Source organism: Catenuloplanes indicus (assembly GCF_030813715.1).
GTDB classification, from domain to species: domain Bacteria; phylum Actinomycetota; class Actinomycetes; order Mycobacteriales; family Micromonosporaceae; genus Catenuloplanes; species Catenuloplanes indicus.
Genome location: NZ_JAUSUZ010000001.1, coordinates 8,035,866 through 8,053,507, shown reverse-complemented (window position 1 = coordinate 8,053,507; position 17,642 = coordinate 8,035,866). Strand labels below are relative to the sequence as shown.

Sequence of the window (17,642 nt, the reverse complement as noted above, 5' to 3'; positions counted from 1 at the left end):
TCATCCCGTGCGGACGGGCGATTTCCATTACACGGCACGGCCGCGCTGCGCCCCGGAGACGGCCATGGCGCTGCTCGCCGACCTGACCCGGCAGGGCGAGCTGCACCCGCTGATCGTCGCGGTGCGCACCGACGCACCGCGCGCCGGCGCGATCCGCAGCTACACGATCACGGACGCGATGCGCTGGGGCCCGCTGCGGTTCCGCATCCGGTACCGGGCCGACATCGTCGGCGAGTCCGGCACCGCGCTGGACACGGTCGCCCGCCAGTCCCCCGGCGTCACGGTCCGCAACCGCACCACGGTGACCGCGGAGGACGACGGCCGCACCCGGATCGACTGCCACGTCACGCTGACCGCCCCCACGCCGCTCTTCGCCTACGCGTTCACCCAGGCGCGGCGAGCCCACCGGGAGCTCGCCGCCCGGCTGGAGACGACGCTAAGCCCAGGCGGTCACCACCCGGAATGAGCTGTCCGCGCGGAACGTGGCCGAGTCCTGGTAGAGGTCGACCCGCAGCGCGTAGTCGTAGTGCCGGATGTACCGCCCCGGATAGTTGTACGACTCCAGCGACACCGATCCGGACACCGACCCCGGCCGCGCGCAGTAGGTGGCGTCGCGCGCGAACGTCGCCGACCCGTCGGACGCGTCCAGCCGCAGCCGGAAGTCCCAGTGCCGCAGGTACGACCCGTTGAGCGCGCGGAACGAGTAGCAGTTCGCGTCCGCCAGCCCGGGCACGATCGTGACCGTCGCGTCCTGCTTGACCTGCGCCGCCGACGAGACCGTCACCGGCTCCACGTATCCGAGGTAGTCGCGGTGCCGCACGTACCGGTCGGTGACGTTGACCGACTGCAGCGAGCGCGAGGCCAGCGGCAGCGACGCGCCCCCGGACACGACCTCCTTCAGCACGGTGAAGTGCCGCGCGAACCCGGACAGCCCGGGCAGCGTCTGCGGCGCCGACCAGGTGGCGAACCCGTCGTAGGAGTCGCTGAAGTAGTACTGCCCGACCGTGTACCCGTCGTAGTAGATCCGCCAGCCGCCGTTGTCCAGCGGCACCAGCGCCTGGCCCTCGCGCGGCCCGCCCCAGCCGGCCCAGTTGCCGGTGCGCGAGATCGTGTACGGCCCGGTCAGCGCGGGCGCGGTCGCGTACTCGATGAACTTGGTCGTCTCGTTCTTGGTGAACGCGTGGTAGGTGGAGCCGACCTTGACGACGTACGTGTCGATGTAGTTCGGCCCGATGCCGCTGAGCACCTGCGGCGCCGACCACGCGCTGAGCGCCGCGTTCGTGGCGGTCAGCTTGTACGGCGTGAAGTCCGCCCCGTTCGTGGAGAGCGAGACGATCACGTTCACGCTGCCGTTCGAGTCGATGAAGAACTCCGGCGCCCAGGTGTTCTGCACGGTCAGCGGGATCGTCACGTTACGCACGAACGTCCAGTTGAGACGGTCGGTGCTGGTGGCGAGGCCGATCGTGTTGCCGGTCCAGTTCGTGGTGTAGACGACCCAGTACCTGCCGTCCGTGTGCTTGATGATGCTGGGGTCGCGGATCAGCCCGGCCGGCGGCGTGTAGGCCGGGCCGCGCAGCAGCCGGAACCCGGTCGCGTCCGGCGACTCGTACACGTACATGTTCGACTCGCTGCCGTTCGTGAACGCGGTCATGGTGTACCGCGTCCACGAACCAGCCGGTGGCGCGGCCGCGGAAGCGGGAACGGAAAACCCGAGGAGCGCACAAACCAAGACCAGCAACCCAGCGGCGGTACGTCTCACAGCAGCCTCCATGTCGCACACGCTCGTGTCCGGCGCGTTGCATCGATGTGTCGGCGAGGCATTCGGGAGACAGTGTTAGCGCTCACACAGATTTAGTCAAGGTCGTCGATGCAGGTACGTCAGCACCGCGAGCACCCGGCGGTTGGAGTCGTCGTCCGGCGGCAGCCCGAGCTTGGCCAGGATGTTCCCGACGTGTTTGCCGACCGCGGCCTCGGAGACGAACAGCGCCCGCGCGATCGCCGCGTTCGACAGCCCGGTAGCCATCGACGCGAGCACCTCGCGCTCGCGGGCGGACAGCCGGGCCACCGGGTCCTCGGGCGGGCGCTGCAGCAGCTGCCGGACCACGGTCGGGTCGATGATCGTGCCGCCGGCCGCTACGCCGCGCAGCGTCTCGACGAACTCCTCCACGTCCGCCACCCGGTCCTTGAGCAGGTAGCCGACGCCGCGGCCGCCGTCCGAGTCGAGCAGCGCGGCCGCATAGGAGCGCTCAACGTACTGGCTGAGCGCCACCACCGGCAGCCCGGGACGCGCGGCTCGCAGCGACAGCGCCGCGCGCAGCCCGTCGTCGGTCAGCGTCGGCGGCATGCGGATGTCCGTCACCACCAGGTCCGGCGCGTGCTCCGCGACCGCGTCGACCAGCGCGGCCGCGTCGCCGACCGCCGCCACCACCGGCAGCCCGAAGCGTTCCAGCAGCCCGGCCAGGCCCTCGCGGAGCAGCACGCCGTCCTCGGCCAGCACCACCCGCGTCATGCCGTCGTCCAGGGCAGCTCGATGCGGACCACGGTCGGGCCGCCGGCCGGGCTGGAGAGCAGCATGCGGCCGCCGGCCGTCGCGGCCCGGTCGGCCAGCCCGGTCAGGCCGGTGCCCAGGTCCGGACGCGCGCCACCCTGCCCGTCGTCGGTCACTTCCACGATCAACTGCCCCTTCTCCCGGTACGCCCGGACCCACGCCTGGGTCGCGCGGCCGTGCCGGACCGTATTCGTCAGCGCCTCCGCGACCACGAAGTAGGCGGTGCTCTCCACGTGCGTTGCCGGTCGTTCGCCCAGGTCGCTGCGCACGGTCACGGGCAGCGCGGTCCGGTCGGCCAGTTCGCGCAGCGCCGCGGGCAGACCCAGGTCGGTGAGCACCTGCGGGTGGATGCCGGCGATCAGGTCGCGCAGCTCGGCCATCAGCGCCTTCGCCTCCTCGTGCGCCTTCGCGACCGTGACCGCGGCCGGTGAGTCGCCCGGCACGTCCAGCTTCGCGAGCCCGAGTTGCAGCGTCAGCCCGACCAGCCGCTGCTGCGCGCCGTCGTGCAGGTCGCGCTCGATCCGGCGGCGTTCCGCCTCGAAGCCGTCGACCAGCCGGGCCCGGGACCGGGACACCTCGACCAGCTCGGTGTGCAGCCGGGCACTGGTCGCCGGCTCGTTCAGCAGCGCGGCCGCGACCAGGCCGTGCACCCAGGCGGTCAGGCCGGTCACGTACGGCGTGGTCACCACCATCGCGAGCCCGAGCGGCGTCCACGGCCAGGCCTCGGCCGGCGTGCTGACCTCGATGAACACCAGGTGTATCGGGTTGGCCCCGGAGACGATGGACGGCGCCAGCAGCAGCGCGACCGCGAACATCACCCAGCCGAGCGCGAACAGCGAGAAGACCGGCGCGGCGGCGGCGAGCAGCGTCCCGTAGCCGACCGCGCGCCACGTCGCGGCCTCGGTGTAGCGGGTGACCAGCCACGACCACGGTCCGGTCGACGGCGGCACGCGGTGCCCGGCGCGGACCGGCTCCGGCCGGACCAGGCGCAGCCGGTGCCGTTCCAGCGCCGCGAGCGGCAGCGCCAGCAGCGGCGCGGCCACCAGGTAGCACGCGATGCTGACACCGCTGATCACGAACGCGGTGCCGGTGTCGACCGTGCTCTCCCGGGTCAGCGACACGAGCAGCGCGACCAGCGGCACCACCGGCAGCGCGAGCGGCCACACCAGCAGTGCGATCACCGGCGTGCTGGCCACGTACAGCAGCGAGCGCCACGGCCACGAGGTGAACAGGTAGTTCCGCCGTCTCAGCGCGGTCAGCGCGTTGTCGTCCATGAGCACAGACGCTATGCAACCGTGCCGCGGCCGAACACCGTCGTACGCCTACGCACGGGGTAGGTCTACCCCTACCCCGGCCGGCCGCAGTTCCTCGATCGGCGCGACCTCGGCCGGCGCGAACGCGTGGCCGCGCAGCAGCGTGATCGCCAGAACCAGTACCCCGGCAGCGGCGGTGAACAGCGGGACGGTGGCGAGCAGGCCGGCGTCGTTGGCGACCGCGCCGAGCGCGGAGCCGGTGACGATGCCGACCTGGAAGACGATGCCGGTGAACGCGTTCGCGGTCTCGGCGCGCGGGCCGGGCGCGCGGCGCAGCACGGCGAGCGCGACGCACACGTTGAGCACGGAGAACGCGCCGCCCCAGATCACCACCATCGGCAGGCCGGCGGGACCGGTCTCGAACAGGCCCGCGACCCAGAGACCGGCGAGCGCGAGCGCGTAGGTGGCGGCTGCCACCCGTACCCCCGCAATGGGTTTGACGTCCGCGACGCGGCCGGCGAGCGTGGAGCCGACCACCGCGGCCGCACCGTAGGCCAGCAGCAGGACGGACAGGCCGGTGCCGGTCACGGCGAACCGCTGTTCGACGTAGGGCGCGATGAACGTGTACAGCGTGAACTGGCCGGTGACCGCGAAGAGCACCACACCCTGGATCGCGAGTACGCCCGGCAGGCGCACGGTGGACAGCACGCTCGCGCCGCCGCCGCGCACGGACGTGCCGGGCAGCACCGGCATCAGCCGCGCGACCAGCACGCCCAGGCCGACCGCGACCACGCCGACCGCGAGCATCGCGACCCGCCAGTTCGTCGCCTGGCCGAGCAGCGTGGCCAGCGGCGTGCCGATCACCAGCGCGACCGAGCCGCCGACCATGACGCGCGCACCGGCCCGGCCGCGCACCTCCGGGCGGGCCAGGCGCATCGCGGCCGGTGCGGCCACCGCGAAGTAGACGCCGTGGCCGAGCGCGGCCAGCCCGCGGCCGAGCGCGAGCACCAGCACGTCCGGCGCGGCGGCCGCCAGCAGGTGACCGACGCCGAACACGGCCGCGCTGGCCAGCAGCACGTGCCGCCGGTCGAAGCGCGAGCTCCACCGGGTGAGCGGGATCGCGGACAGCGCGGCGATCAGCGCGTACGCGCTGACGGTCAGCCCGACCCGGCTCTCGGTGACGCCGAGACTGTCCGACACCTCCGCGATCAGCCCGATCGGCAGCGTCTCGCCGGTGACGATGATGAACGCGATGGCGGCCAGCGCCACCGTCGCCACCGCCTCACCGCGACGCGACAGCCCGGCCATGCCTCACCTGCTCTTCCCTGGAACGTCAGCCCCTCATGATCCGGGAAGTGCGACCACGGTACGAAGGGATTTGTTCCGGGTGGGAGCGGCGTCACTGCCGCCGGGTGACGGCTCTGCGGTAGACCTCGGGGGCCAGCGTGGACGGGCTGGCGGCACGCCCGGACGGCTCCGGTGCGCCGGTGGACTCGGCGCCGCCGGGCACCGTGGGCTTCTCCCGGGCGAGCAGGCTCTTGCCGAGCGCCGCGATCGTGGTCACCACCGCAACGTTGAGCGCGGTGGTCCAGTCGAACTCGATCGCGTTGAACACGCCGGCCGCGGTGATCGAGGCGAGCAGCGAGGAGAGGAACGTCTTGGCGAGACGGACGAACACGTCCGGCCAGAACGACAGGTTCGTCGCCTTGCCGAGGTATTGCAGCGCGGTGAGCAGCACGGACGCGAGCGCGGCGCTGAGCGAGACGGTGATCGCGTAGGTCCACGGCAGATCCGCGACCGAGGTGGTGGTGCCGCCGGCCAGCAGCGTGGCGAAGAAGACCTGCCCGGCCGACCAGCCGGCCCGCTCGGCGAAGTCGAGGAATATGGGGTTGGTGCGCAGCTTCTCGAACATGGTCCACATCGAACCATGTCTGTCCGTCGAGGCGCACCCCGCGGCCGGGGCGCGCCTCTGTCGGACATCAGCTGTTGTGCCAGGTACGGCCGTCCCGCTCGAGCAGCCGGTCGGCCTCGGCCGGGCCCCAGGACGCGGCCTCGTAGAGCGGCACCGGCGTGCGGTCCTCGGCCCAGGTCTGCAGGATCGGGTCGACGATCCGCCAGCACTGCTCGACCTCGTCGGAGCGGATGAACAGCGTCGGGTCGCCCTTCAGCGCGTCGAGCAGCAGCCGCTCGTACGCCTCCGGCGACTCCTCCCGGAACGCGCCGCCGTAGGAGAACTCCATCGTGGCGGAGCGCACCCGGAAGTCGTGGCCCGGCACCTTCGCGCCGAACCGCAGCGTGATGCCCTCGTCCGGCTGGATGCGCAGGATCAGCGCGTCCGGCGCGAGGTCCTTGGCCTGGCCGACCGGGATCGGCAGGTGCGGCGGGCGCTGGAACTGCAGCACCACCTCGGTGACGCGCTTCGGCAGGCGCTTGCCGGTGCGGATGTAGAACGGCACGCCGGCCCAGCGCCAGTTGTCCACGTCCAGGCGCAGCGCCGCGAACGTCTCGGTCCGGCTGAGCGGGTTGACGCCCTTCTCGTCCCGGTATCCAGGCATCAGGTCCTGCTCGGTGCCGCCCCGGGTGTACTGGCCGCGGACCGCGATCCGGGAGATGTCCCGGTTCGTGGGCAGCCGGATCGCCTGGAGCAGCTTGACCTTCTCGTTGCGTACGTTCTCCGCGTCGAACGAGGACGGCGGCTCCATCAGCGCGAGCGCGAGCACCTGGAGCACGTGGTTCTGCAGGATGTCCCGGGTGGCGCCGGCGGTCTCGTAGAAGCTGCCGCGGGTACCGACGCCGAGCGTCTCGGCCACGGTGATCTGCACGTGGTCGACCCAGGTGCGGTTCCAGATCGGCTCGAAGATCGCGTTGGCGAAACGCAGCGCGAGGAGGTTCTGGACCGTGTCCTTGCCCAGGTAGTGGTCGATCCGGAAGACCTGCGACTCGTCGAACGCGCTGTGCACGGTGCCGTCGAGCTCGCGGGCCGACTCCAGGTCGTGCCCGTACGGCTTCTCGATCATGATGCGGGAGAACGCGCCCGGCCGCGGCTCGTTCAGGCCCGCGTCCTTGAGCCCGTTCACCACGTGCGGGAACGCCTCCGGCGGCGTGGCCAGGTAGAACGCGCGGTTGCCGGACGTGCCGCGCTCCGCGTCCAGCTGGTCCAGAAGTTCCCGGAGCCGACGGTACGTGTCCGGGTCGTCGTAACCACCGGCGACGTACCGGAAGCCGTCGTTGAGGTCCGGGAACACCGACTGCCCGCCGGTCATCCGGGTCCGGAACTCCTCGTCGGACATCTGCGAACGGGCCACGCCGACCACCGCGAACTGCGACGGCAGCCGCTTGTGGCGTGCCAGGTTCTCGACCGCGGGGCCGAGCTTGCGGGCGGTCAGGTCACCGGACGCCCCGAAGATCACCAGGACGCCGGCGGGGGCACGGCGGTGATCCTCCGGGAAAACGGTTTCCGGGGCCGGCAGTTCGTCAGTCATCAAGACCTCCACGGTTGACACGGAACACACGAACATTCTGTCGGTCCGGTTTCTCGCCGGACCGGGCCGGGCATGATCACTGACAGACACCCCCACTGTCACGTGTGCCGGGGCGGATCCGGTTCAAGTCTTCCCAAGTCTTCCCAAAGAGACCGGATCGCGGGAGCCGGTTAGGTTACATACATGGGTGATCTTGGGGACAGCACCGGATTCTCGCTCCGGCGACTCGGGCTCACGGTCTACCTGCCGGCCACCGTCTACTCCGTCGGGCACTCCTCCATCCTGCCCGTCGTCGCGGTCAGCGCGGTGCAACTCGGCGCGTCGCTGAGCGCGGGTGGCCTGATGGTCGGCCTGATCGGGCTGGGCCAGGTGGCCGGCGCGCTGCCGTCCGGTTCACTGATCACCCGGTTCGGTGAACGCACCGCCATGCTGCTCGCGACCGCGCTGCTCGTCCCGGCGCTGCTGGTCGCGATCCTGGCCCCCTCGGTCTGGGCGCTCGGCGCGGCCGTGTTCGTGATCGGCCTGGCCGCCGCGCTCTGGGGCGTCGCCCGTCAGGCGTACATGACGGAGGCCGTCCCGATCGCGATGCGCGCCCGCGCACTGTCCACGCTCGGCGGCGTCAGCCGGATCGGCTCGTTCATCGGCCCGTTCGCCTCCGCCGCCGTCATGGTCTTCCTGGGTACGTCCGGCGCGTACTGGGTCTACACGGTCTGCGCGATCATCGCCGGCGGCCTGCTGATGCTGCTGCCCCCGATCGCCCACGACCGCCGCGCGTCCGCCCCGCCGGTACGGCTCCGTGACGTGATCCGCACCCACCGCCGCACGCTGGGCACGATCGGCACGGGCGCCCTGATGATCTCCGTGATGCGCGTGTCCCGGCAGACCGTGATCCCGCTCTGGGGCACGCACCTCGGCCTGTCCCCCACTACGCTCGCCGTCATCTTCGGCATCTCCGGCGGCGTCGACATGCTGCTGTTCTACCCCGGCGGCGCCATCATGGACCGCTTCGGCCGCCGCGCCGTCGCACTGCCGTCGATATCCACGCTGGCGGTCGCGCACGCCCTGCTGCCACTGGCCTCCGGCACGGCCTCACTGACGCTGGTCGCCATCCTGATGGGCCTCGGCAACGGCCTCTCCGCCGGCGTGGTCATGACCCTAGGCGCCGACGCTTCCCCCGCCACCGGCCGCGCCCAGTTCCTCGGCGCCTGGCGCCTGTGCGCGGACCTCGGCAACGGCGCCGGCCCACTGCTGATCAGCGCGATCATCGCCGCTGCCTCCCTGCCCGCCGCCGTCCTCACCATGGCCGCCGTCGGCGCCGCGGCCGTCACCACCCTCTGGCGTTTCGTCCCCCACCACCGGCCACCGGCCACCCCGGGCTGACCACACCGCACCCGTCCGTTACCGTTCCGTCTCCGGCGGCCGGCACCGCGACTCCCGCCGACTCGGGTGCCGCGTTCTTGCGGCTTCCGCGGTCAAGCGTCTCCGATGGGTGCGAGGTCTTCATCCGTCCCACGACGCGACGCTACGACGACACGACTGCGACGCGACGGCAACAGCAGCGACGGCAACAGCAGCGACGCAACGGCAGCAGCGGGGCGCGTCACGCCTGGCATCTCGACGACTGGGCGATCCAGTCGCCGCAACCGCTGGCGATCGGGCGCTTCGCGCTCGAGATTTCGCCATTTGGCGGTCCCCGCTCCCGCGGCGAAGGGACCGTCATGGGGCTCCATCGGCCCGGGGGATGCGGTGAGTCCGTCCACCGGCGGGGCGCCGCGTGCCGTAGCCGTGGGCGGCGAGGGGGCGGGGTTCGCCGGATGCGGGGCGGGCGCGGAGGTGTGCGCGTTCGCCCTGGGCCCCGAAGAGGCTGAGGAACTCGACCGCCTCGGCGTCGGCGGCGCCGAACCAGTGCGGGACCCGGGTGTCGAACTCGGCGGCCTCGCCGGGTTCGAGGATCAGGTCACGGTCGCCGAGGACGGTGCGGAGGCGGCCGTTCAGGACGTAGAGCCAGTCGTAGCCCTCGTGGGTGCGCAGGTCCGGGGTCCGGCGTTCGGTGCCGGCCGGGATCACCATCTTGAACGCCTGGATGCCACCCGCGCGCCGGGTCAGCGGCAGCACGATCATGCCGTGGTGGTTGACCGGGCGGAGGTGGATGCGGGGGTCGCCGGTCTGCGGCGCGCCGACCAGGTCGTCGAGCGTGACGCCGTGCGCGCGGGCGAGCGGGAGCAGCTGTTCGAGCGTGGGGCGGCGGTCGCCGGACTCCAGACGGGACAGCGTGCTGACCGAGATGCCGGTGGCGGCGGAGAGCGCGGCCAGCGTGGTCTCCCGCTGTTTGCGCAGCGCGCGCAGGCGCGGACCGACCGCGTCGAGCGTTCTGCCGAGGTCGTCGTCCATGCCTCCAGCTTGCCACTGCGGCACGTGCGTTTGCCGGACTCATGTGATGATCTTGGCAAGCGCCACCCGGGAGCTGATGCCGAGCCGGAGGAAGATGTTGCGCATGTGGTGATCGACGGTGCGGGTGCTGAGGAACAGTCGCGCGGCCACCTCCCGGTTCGTCGCACCGGACGCGACGAGACGGGCGATCTGCAACTGCTGCGCGGTCAGCGGCACGGTGGCACCCGCCGGCCGGACCGCACCGCCGCAGACCCGCAGCTCGGCGCGCGCCTGCTCGGCCCACGGCCGGGCACCGCACCGCACGAACGCGTCCAGCGCGGCACCGAGCTGCTCGCGCGCCTGACCGGGCCGCCTCCGGCGGCGAAGATCACGACCGAACAGCAGCTGGGTACGCGCCCGCTCGAACTCACTCTCGCCGGCCAGATGCAGCCGCAGCGCCTCCCGGAAGTACGCCTCCGCCTCCGCGCTGCCCCGCCGGGCCAGCAGCGCATGACAGCGCGCGGCGAGCGCCCGGCGCAGCGGCTCCCCCGTGCTGGCCGCCCACCGGTCGAACGCGGTCAACGCCGCTCGTGCCGCACCCGGATCACCGGCCAGCACGGCTGCCTCCACCAGGTCCGGCGCGGCCATCACCGCGACCAGCACGTGACCCCGACCGGTCCGCGGATCCGCGATTCCGGCAAGCCGCGCCACGGCCTCCTGCGGGCGCCCGGCCAGCAGATCCAGCACGCCGAGCGCCCACCGCCCCAGCGCCCACGGCCGCCCGTGCCCGGCACCGGCCCGAACCGTTACGGGGTCAACCGGCCGATCCTGGACCCGGCCGTCCCGCACCGGGCCGTCCCGCACCGGACCGCCCTGCACCAGCCGATCCGCCACCGCACCGGCCGACGCCGGTGCCGAGCCCACCGCAGCGACCTCCGCGGACGGCAAGCGCCCCGCATCGGCCTCCGCGGGCCGCAAGCACAACGCATCGACCGGCGACGGTGCGGAGCCCACCACATCGGCCTCCGCGGTGGCGTAGCCGACCGCATCAGCCTGCGCCGGGCCGCGGTGCACCACATCACCCGGTGCAGGATCGTGACGCACCGCGCCGGACTGGGCCAGGCGCCACCGGCAGGTCGCACGGTCGCCGCGGAGCGCGGCCAGCAGCGCGAGCATCGCGAGGTGATTGTCGGCCTCGTTCGGCTGGCCGGCGTCCGCTGCCGCACGGGCGCCGGCCAGCGCCGTGCTCGCCGCGGCGTCATGGGCGCCGCGCCACAGCTCTGCCGCCGCTCTCAACTCCAGCGCCCGGGAAAGGACGGTGTTGTCTCCCCCGGCCCTCGCGATCACCTCAGCCCGCGCCGCCAGCCGGAGCGCCGCATCGTCGTCGCCGCACACGAGCGCCGCCGAACTGCCCCTGATCAGCTCGGTCACGTCCACACGGCCGTTTCCCAAGCCCTCGGCCACCGTAACGACCCGGCGTAGCGCCTCGACGGCGTCCGGATAGCGTCCCTCGAACAGCGCACCGAACCCCCGGATCTGGGCCACCGGCTCCGCGGACCCGGCCGTCCGATCGTCCAGACCGGCCGCGCGACGGACCACCTCCGCGTAGCGAAAGTGATCACCGAGGAAGCAGATCGCCTCGCCGGCCCGGACGAGCGCCTCGGCACGTGTCCGGCCGGCGGACAGCTCCGCGGCGCGCAGCAGGCACACCAGGGTGTCGTCCGGTGCCACCGGCCAGGACCTCCGTGCCTCGATCAGTAACGCGTCCACATCGTCGAGTGCGGCGAGGAACCCGCGGCCGGCCTGGCCGGCGCTCGACGCGGCCGCGCCGCTACCGGCGGGAATGCCGGACCCGGCCACCGCACCGCCGCCCCGGAAGGCGCCGCCGCGAAACCCGGACCCGCCGTCCGGGCCGGCGCCGAACCCGGCGGTATCGGCGCAGCCCGTGCGGAGCCGGGCCGCGAGTTCTCTCACCGCCGCCGGATCGGCGCCCGTTCGATCGATCGAGGCGGATACCAACACCGCCAGCGCGTCGCGCAGATCGGGTTCCCGCACCCTGGATATCTGCACCAATAATGCATCATCCATCGGAACAGTGTTACGCAGATGTAACGCGATAGGGAAGACCTCGGCACCTTCGCCGATGACAAAAAGCACCGCCACTGCCGATATAAGCGAGGCCACCATGGCCCGCGACCTCACCGTGCTGCTCGACCGCCTCGGCGCACCGGAGGCCGACCTGATCGGCTACTCGATGGGCGGCGTGGCCGCCGGCCTGGCCGAACACGGCGGCATGGACGGCCGCGTGCCACCCCGGGCGGAAGTGATCGCGGTGCTGCTGGCCGACGACCCGGCCCGCGTCGTCACCTCACCCGCGCTGCCGTTCCGCGCGCTGGCCGACGCGACCGGCGCGGACCGCCGCGCGCTCGCCGCCCAGATCACCGCCGCCCACCGCACGCCGGTCCCGCTCGACCGGATCACCGCGGAGACGCTGATCCTGACCGGCGCGGACGATCCGTTCGCGGCCGCCCGGAGGTGCTCGCCGCCGCGATCCCGGGTGCCCGGCTACGCCAGGTCCCGGGCGATCATCGGGACGCGGTACGCGATCCGGCGTTCGCGTCGGCCATCGTGGGCTTCCTGTCCCCGGCGGACAGTTCACACAGGACGGACGTTGCCGGTTGAGTGATCACCACGTAGCGTCCCGTTCATATGCATCTTCATGAACGGGGACTGACGCATGCGTAAACGCACCACCCTGCTCGGCGCCGCGGTGGCCGGGCTGATCGGCCTGCTCGGCGCCACCATGGTCACGCTCGGCGGCGGCAGTACCGCGACCGCCGCGGAGGCCGCGACCGTACCGATCAAGGTCATCACCTGGAACATCTGCGGTGAGTACACCGGCTGTCCGAAGATCTCGACCGCGGCCGAGGTCAACGGCAAGCGCAACGCGATCCGGGATCTGATCAACACGCACCAGGCCGACGCGATCCTGCTCAACGAGACCTGCGAGTGGCACGCCAACAGCGTGGTGCAGCTGCTCAACCAGGCGGCGGGCCGGCAGCTGTGGACGATGTCGTTCGCCGTCGTCCGCCAGCTCGACGACGGCAGCGGTGGCACCGGCTACACCGCGTGGCCGGGCAAGCGCACCCGCACCTGCGGGTCCGCGGGCGTCAAGGCGGTCGTCACGCCGACCACCACGCCGCACGCGCTCGGCATGGCGATTCTGACCAAGGGCCCGCACGACGAGACGACCACCTACGACCTGCCCTCGTCGACGACCCTGTGGTCCGGCACCCACCAGCTGCTCTGCGTCCGCAAGACCGCGGCGGAGACCACCACCGGCGGCCCGGTCCGCATCTGCGCCAGCCACTTCACGCCGAGCAACGTGACGAACCCGGATCAGCTCCGTGTCGACCAGGCCAACCGGGTCGCGACGCTGATCTCCTCGTTCGGCGACGAGCGCATCGTGTTCGGCGGCGACCTCAACTCGTACCCGCCGAAGTCCTACCGGACCAGCCCGGTGCAGAGCGCCACCACGCTCCAGCCGATCTACGACCTGATGCGCGAGTGCGAGGAGCGCTTCACGGACGACACCGGCCGGGACACCGCGCGGTGGACCGGCGGCAGCGGCAAGCTCGACTACCTGTTCGCCCGGTCCGGCGGCGACAACCCGGAGTCCCTGACCGGCGACTGCGTCACCGGCCCGGTCACCGAGGCCGCGCAGCCCAACTCCGACCACGCACCGGTCATCGGCGCGTTCAACCTCTGACGGTTCCGGTACGGCCGGGGTGCCGTCCGATCGGCACCCCGGCCGCACGGTCAGCGCTTCTCGCAGGCGACGCCGTCGCGGTCGCGGTCGAGGTGGGTGTTGGCCAGGTAGATCGCGGTGATGACCGTGAACGTGGTGACCGGTTTGGTCTTGCCGCGCACCTTGTCGGCCGCGCCGTACTTGGCGACGCCGTGCGGGTGGACCGCGTTCATCGCGGCGCAGTTCTTGTAGACCGGCGGCTTCTTCGGCCCCGCCACCGCGGTCCCCCCGCCCAGCGCGAGCCCGGGTCCCACCAGCGCCGCCACCAGCAGCATCCGCATCGTCCGCGACATTCCGCCCCCAAACCGAAGATCAAAACCGACAGCCCAGATCCTCACGGGTACGAAGACCCCGCGCGCCACAACTGAACCGCTTCACCCACCGGAGTGATCGGCTCCGGTGATCCGCGACGCGAAACCGGCGGGACGGCCGGCCGCGGCTGACCGATGTTCGCTCCGAACATGCGGCCGCGCCGATGTGCGCCGCCCGGCACGGTGTGATCGCGGCGGGGCGGGTCCGGGCCGGGCCCGCCCCACGGTGTCGTCAGGTTAGTGCCGCCACGACGTTGACCACGAGGCTGACCAGCAGCACGACCAGCGCGATGACGTTCAGCCGGCGGCGCCCGGCCGGGTCCTTCGCTCGCAGCGCGGCGAGCAGCAGGACCAGGGCGATGGCGCCGAGGCCGGCACCGATGATCAACAGGGTTCTCATGCGTACGCTCCCAGTCGGCTCAGTCGCAGAAGATGCTCGACAGGAATCCTGCCGTGACCCCGGCGCCGGTCAACCCGGCGGCGATCCCGCCGGCGGTCGACGCGGAGATCGCCACGCCGAGAATCACGCCGCCACCCGCTGCGGCGATCGCGGCGAACGCCGCGGCACCCAGTCCGTACACCAGCGTCTGGATGATCAGGCTGCACACCGCCTGCCCGGTCGGGTCGACGTAGTTGACCGGATTGCAGCCAGCGTAGGCATACCGGTTGCCTTGAGCGGGGTCACCGATCAGGTTGAGGCTGTCCTGCTGGGTGAACCGGCCGGTGCCGGCGTCGTACCAGCGCTTGCCGAACTTGGTCAGGTCGCCGTGCACCAGTCCTGCGGCGTACCCCAGGACGGTGTGACCGGTCTCGCCGCCGGCCGTCGCGATGACCTTGCCGTACGGGTCGTAGGTGCGGCTGCCGGCCAGCCCTCCGGTGTCGTCGATCAACCCGACCACCGAGCCGAGGCCGTCGAGGACGTAGAAGTAGTGACGCCCGGCGGTTCGGTGGCCGAGCGCGTTGCCGTCCCCGTCTCGCTCGATGTGCCGCCACTGCCCGTCGTGGGACTGGTAGAACTGCAGCACCGACTGGCCGTTGCGGTCCTTCAGACCCCACCAGAGGTCCTTCGGCGACTGGCCCTGCGTGTAGGAGAGCTCGACCTGGTCGGGCCCGGCGTAGTGCAGGGTGCTGCCGGCCACCCCGCGGGTCTGGCCGCCGGCGTTATAAGTGGCCGACTGCGCGGCGCCGCCGCCGGTCTGGTTACCGGCCCCGTCGTAGCTGAAGCCGCCGGTGGTGACCTGGTTGGCCGAGTTGAAGCTCAGCGACTGGACGGTCACACCGTCGATCTTCTCGGTCTGCCGGTTGCCGTTGGTGTCGTAGCCGTAGTCATAGGTCCGGCCGTTGATGCCGGTCGCCTTGGTCAGCCGGTTGGAGCCGTCGAAGGAGTAGACGGTGACCGCGCCGCCGCGGTGGTGGTCGGTCTGCCATTGCCGGAGCCCGGTGTCGTCTCCGGCCGCGGTGGAGCAGGCGGCCGTGCCGGACCGCTTGGCGTAGCAGTAGGAGACGTCGTGGACGACCGACGCGGTGTCGATGCCGTTCACGCGCTGCCAGCGGGTGGTGGTGGTCCGGGCCAGCCGGCCGGACCGGTCGTAGGCGTTGCGGGTCTCGGCGACGTACTGCGGCCCGGCCTGCGCGACGCTCAGCCGGGTGTGCGTGCGCCGGCCCTCGTCGTCGTAGCCGAACGTGTAGCGGCCGTTGCCGGTCTGCATCGCGGTCAGTAGGTTGCGCACGTCGTACGTGTAGAAGGTGTCGCCGCGCCGGTCGGAGAGCTGGATCAGATTGCCGACCGCGTCGTAGGCGTACCAGAGCGTGGCACCGCGCTCGACGAGCCGGTTGAGCCGGTCGTACCAGAAGTTCTGGTAGCCGTCGGCGTCCTGCCGGGCGTAGACGTTCCCCGCGCCGTCGTAGGTGTAGGAGACCGCGGTGCTGCCGTCCGAGTACGATATCTTCGTGACCCGGTCGTCCAGGTCGTACTCGTAGGTGGTGGTCCGCCCGGCCCCGTCGGTCGCGGTGCGCAGCCGCCCGAACCGGTCGTAGGTGTAGTCCCGCACGCCGAGCGAGTTCCCGGTCGGCGGCATGGTGCGGATCAGTTGCTTGTCGGCGTCGTAGGTGTAGACCGTGCCGTTGGTGCCGTTGCCCGGGTCGATCGTCTTCGCTACCGTGCCGTCCGCGTTGTACTCGACCTTCGCCTCGGCGGCGAGCGCGTCCGCGGTGGACAGGCGGTTACCGGCACCGTTGTAGACGTGGGTACTCGTATTGCCCTGCGCGTCCTGGGACGACGACGGCTGGTAGGCGCCGGTCGGGTTGGTGGGCGTGGCCGCGTTGGCGTAGGAGAACTGCACGGATGCGCCGGTCGCGGTCGCCGACTCGGTGAGCGACTGCCCGCCGTTGGCGCCGAACGTGTTGACCGACTCGTTGCCGAGCGCGTCGGTGGCCCGCTCCACGTCCTGGTGGACGTTGTAGCTGCGCTCGCGGACCTTCCCCGCCGCGTCGACGACCCGGGTGACACGCTTCTCCCCGTTGAGCGTGTACGTGGTGTGCGGTACCGCGGTGACCGCCTGGCTCAGGTCGGAGTTCGCGTCCGCGACCAGCGTCTGGGTCGCCGACGGGTAGGCGAACCGGGTGACCGCCGCCTCGGTCGCCGTCGTGCCGTAGAGTCGGCTGACCGAGGTGACCCTGTGTGCGGAGTCATACGTGAGCGTGGTGATCGCGCCGGGCTCGTTCCACCAGATGCCGCTGATGATCTTCGTGATCCGGTGCTGGGCGTCGTACTCGAAGCGCACGTCCCGCTCGGTGCCGGAGCAGATCTCGGCCAGGTCACCGGCCGCGTTGTAGTTGTACTCCACGCGCCGGGCCTGCACACCGTCGACCACCTGCGCGATCTTCGCGATCCGGCCGTTCGCGTAGCTGACCTGCGCCTCCCGCGCGGCTGCCGCACCCCGGGCGGATCGGACCGCGGTGAGCCGGCCGGAGCCGTCGTAGGTGTAGTCGGTGACGTTGTCGTTGCGGTCCAGCACCCGGTCCAGCAGCCCGGCCGCGGTGAAGTACAGCTCGCGGCCGGTCTCGTGCTCGGTCAGCCGCCAGCCGGTGCCGTCCGCGGCCAGCGTCGCCTTGAACTCGCCCGGTGCGGTGTAGCCCGGCCCGGTGCTGGTGAACCTGCCCACGACGCCGTCCGAGGCGACGTAGGTGACCGAGTCGTCGTCTGCCTCGATCAGCCGCACGTCCACGCCGGTCCGGGTGTGCCAGCCCGGCCCGAGCGAGCCGGTGTGCAGGTCCGAGCCGAGGAACAGGCTGTTGTGGACGGAGCCGAGCAGCTCGTTCTCCGCGACGCCGGGCAGCGTCAGGTCGGTGGTGCGCACCAGCAGATTGCCCGAGCCGACGTTGACGTCGAGCGTCACCCGGTCGGTCAGCGCGAACGAGGTGAGCGTGGCGTTCCGCCCGGGCCCGGTGCCCTTGGGCACGGATATCGGCCCGGCCACCATCGCGACCTCGGTGGCCGAGGTGCTGAGCGCCACCGGTCCGCCGGCACCAGGCGACGCCTGCTGCGCCGGACGGGTCCGCTCGGCGCCGGTGTCGGGTCGTGCCGCGGCCGTCGCGGCGCCCTGCGGCGCCACCACGACGGACGTCATCAGCATGACGCCGGCCACCGACAGCGCGAATCGTCTCTGTCTCACGTGCTTCCTCCCGTAATCCCCGTAGCCGCGAAGGGCACGACGAGGGGTCGCGGGCCGGCGTGGCCCGCGACCGGGAGAAAACCCGTTGACCCCCGTCAAGCCCGGTGTTCGAGCGAGTCGACCGTGTCACATGGACGGTGCCGGCAGGGGGCGGGGCGGGGCCGGTTTCGGCATGATGCATGTCCGGGCATCGATG

The 17,642-nt window shown here is 71.8% G+C and carries 15 protein-coding genes; 4 read left to right on the top strand and 11 right to left on the bottom strand.

Translation table 11 applies throughout. The features are described 5' to 3' along the window. Positions 1-7: 7 nt before the first annotated feature. Positions 8-466 (top strand): SRPBCC family protein, encoded by a 459-nt coding sequence (locus tag J2S42_RS36015; RefSeq protein WP_307246579.1) that lies wholly within the window; start codon positions 8-10, stop codon positions 464-466. On the opposite strand, the gene J2S42_RS36010 is transcribed toward J2S42_RS36015, so the two are convergent. The 6 genes from J2S42_RS36010 to zwf all read right to left on the bottom strand — a co-directional run bounded on the left by J2S42_RS36010 (position 437) and on the right by zwf (position 7,283). Beyond that, positions 437-1,651, bottom strand: a complete 1,215-nt coding sequence (locus J2S42_RS36010) for a glycoside hydrolase family 43 protein (protein ID WP_307246578.1) — start codon at positions 1,649-1,651, stop codon at positions 437-439. The two genes, J2S42_RS36015 and J2S42_RS36010, sit on opposite strands and share 30 nt — an antisense overlap. A gap of 204 nt (positions 1,652-1,855) precedes the next feature. Further along, complete coding sequence (locus tag J2S42_RS36005; protein ID WP_307246576.1) at positions 1,856-2,509, bottom strand: response regulator; 654 nt, start codon at positions 2,507-2,509, stop codon at positions 1,856-1,858. Then, on the bottom strand, positions 2,506-3,822 hold the full coding sequence (locus J2S42_RS36000; RefSeq protein WP_307246574.1) for a sensor histidine kinase: 1,317 nt from the start codon (positions 3,820-3,822) through the stop codon (positions 2,506-2,508). Before J2S42_RS36000 ends, J2S42_RS36005 begins: the two co-directional genes overlap by 4 nt. A 48-nt stretch (positions 3,823-3,870) precedes the next feature. Then, complete coding sequence (locus tag J2S42_RS35995; RefSeq protein WP_307246572.1) at positions 3,871-5,109, bottom strand: MFS transporter; 1,239 nt, start codon at positions 5,107-5,109, stop codon at positions 3,871-3,873. A gap of 91 nt (positions 5,110-5,200) precedes the next feature. Continuing rightward, a complete protein-coding gene (locus J2S42_RS35990) occupies positions 5,201-5,713 on the bottom strand; it encodes a hypothetical protein (RefSeq protein ID WP_307246570.1) in 513 nt (170 codons plus the stop codon). Between the two features lie 67 nt (positions 5,714-5,780). After that, positions 5,781-7,283 carry a glucose-6-phosphate dehydrogenase gene (zwf, locus tag J2S42_RS35985; protein ID WP_307246568.1) on the bottom strand — a complete coding sequence of 501 codons (1,503 nt, stop codon included), beginning with the start codon at positions 7,281-7,283 and terminating at the stop codon, positions 5,781-5,783. Between the two features lie 183 nt (positions 7,284-7,466). Between zwf and J2S42_RS35980 the strand changes: the two genes are divergently transcribed. Continuing rightward, positions 7,467-8,663, top strand: a complete 1,197-nt coding sequence (locus J2S42_RS35980) for an MFS transporter (protein ID WP_307246566.1) — start codon at positions 7,467-7,469, stop codon at positions 8,661-8,663. A 336-nt stretch (positions 8,664-8,999) separates the two neighbouring features. On the opposite strand, the gene J2S42_RS35975 is transcribed toward J2S42_RS35980, so the two are convergent. Further along, positions 9,000-9,674, bottom strand: coding sequence for a helix-turn-helix domain-containing protein (locus J2S42_RS35975; protein WP_307246564.1), 675 nt, complete (start codon positions 9,672-9,674; stop codon positions 9,000-9,002). A gap of 39 nt (positions 9,675-9,713) precedes the next feature. After that, the gene (locus tag J2S42_RS35970) at positions 9,714-11,840 is read right to left on the bottom strand and encodes a LuxR family transcriptional regulator (protein WP_307246562.1); all 2,127 of its coding nucleotides are present in this window, start codon (positions 11,838-11,840) and stop codon (positions 9,714-9,716) included. Between J2S42_RS35970 and J2S42_RS35965 the strand changes: the two genes are divergently transcribed. Further along, a complete protein-coding gene (locus tag J2S42_RS35965; protein WP_307246561.1) occupies positions 11,839-12,339 on the top strand; it encodes an alpha/beta fold hydrolase in 501 nt (166 codons plus the stop codon). The two genes, J2S42_RS35970 and J2S42_RS35965, sit on opposite strands and share 2 nt — an antisense overlap. Positions 12,340-12,390: 51 nt before the next feature. After that, positions 12,391-13,422, top strand: coding sequence for an endonuclease/exonuclease/phosphatase family protein (locus J2S42_RS35960; RefSeq protein WP_307246559.1), 1,032 nt, complete (start codon positions 12,391-12,393; stop codon positions 13,420-13,422). Between the two features lie 50 nt (positions 13,423-13,472). On the opposite strand, the gene J2S42_RS35955 is transcribed toward J2S42_RS35960, so the two are convergent. The 3 genes from J2S42_RS35955 to J2S42_RS35945 all read right to left on the bottom strand — a co-directional run bounded on the left by J2S42_RS35955 (position 13,473) and on the right by J2S42_RS35945 (position 17,446). Further along, the gene (locus J2S42_RS35955; RefSeq protein ID WP_307246557.1) at positions 13,473-13,754 is read right to left on the bottom strand and encodes an excalibur calcium-binding domain-containing protein; all 282 of its coding nucleotides are present in this window, start codon (positions 13,752-13,754) and stop codon (positions 13,473-13,475) included. Between the two features lie 250 nt (positions 13,755-14,004). Further along, a complete protein-coding gene (locus tag J2S42_RS35950) occupies positions 14,005-14,172 on the bottom strand; it encodes a hypothetical protein (RefSeq protein ID WP_307246555.1) in 168 nt (55 codons plus the stop codon). A 19-nt stretch (positions 14,173-14,191) separates the two neighbouring features. Next, positions 14,192-17,446: an RHS repeat-associated core domain-containing protein gene (locus tag J2S42_RS35945; RefSeq protein ID WP_307246553.1), complete on the bottom strand. Its 3,255-nt coding sequence runs from the start codon at positions 17,444-17,446 to the stop codon at positions 14,192-14,194. Positions 17,447-17,642 lie beyond the last annotated feature (196 nt).

Bases quoted from the DNA above. Each gene is read 5' to 3' on its own strand.
- J2S42_RS36010 (WP_307246578.1), bottom strand. From the start codon at position 1,651: ATGACCGCGTTCACGAACGGCAGCGAGTCGAACATGTACGTGTACGAG.
- J2S42_RS36005 (WP_307246576.1), bottom strand. From the start codon at position 2,509: ATGACGCGGGTGGTGCTGGCCGAGGACGGCGTGCTGCTCCGCGAGGGC.
- J2S42_RS36000 (WP_307246574.1), bottom strand. From the start codon at position 3,822: ATGGACGACAACGCGCTGACCGCGCTGAGACGGCGGAACTACCTGTTC.
- J2S42_RS35995 (WP_307246572.1), bottom strand. From the start codon at position 5,109: ATGGCCGGGCTGTCGCGTCGCGGTGAGGCGGTGGCGACGGTGGCGCTG.
- J2S42_RS35990 (WP_307246570.1), bottom strand. From the start codon at position 5,713: ATGTTCGAGAAGCTGCGCACCAACCCCATATTCCTCGACTTCGCCGAG.
- zwf (WP_307246568.1), bottom strand. From the start codon at position 7,283: ATGACTGACGAACTGCCGGCCCCGGAAACCGTTTTCCCGGAGGATCAC.
- J2S42_RS35980 (WP_307246566.1), top strand. From the start codon at position 7,467: ATGGGTGATCTTGGGGACAGCACCGGATTCTCGCTCCGGCGACTCGGG.
- J2S42_RS35975 (WP_307246564.1), bottom strand. From the start codon at position 9,674: ATGGACGACGACCTCGGCAGAACGCTCGACGCGGTCGGTCCGCGCCTG.
- J2S42_RS35965 (WP_307246561.1), top strand. From the start codon at position 11,839: ATGGCCCGCGACCTCACCGTGCTGCTCGACCGCCTCGGCGCACCGGAG.
- J2S42_RS35970 (WP_307246562.1), bottom strand. From the start codon at position 11,840: ATGGTGGCCTCGCTTATATCGGCAGTGGCGGTGCTTTTTGTCATCGGC.
- J2S42_RS35960 (WP_307246559.1), top strand. From the start codon at position 12,391: ATGCGTAAACGCACCACCCTGCTCGGCGCCGCGGTGGCCGGGCTGATC.
- J2S42_RS35955 (WP_307246557.1), bottom strand. From the start codon at position 13,754: ATGTCGCGGACGATGCGGATGCTGCTGGTGGCGGCGCTGGTGGGACCC.
- J2S42_RS35950 (WP_307246555.1), bottom strand. From the start codon at position 14,172: ATGAGAACCCTGTTGATCATCGGTGCCGGCCTCGGCGCCATCGCCCTG.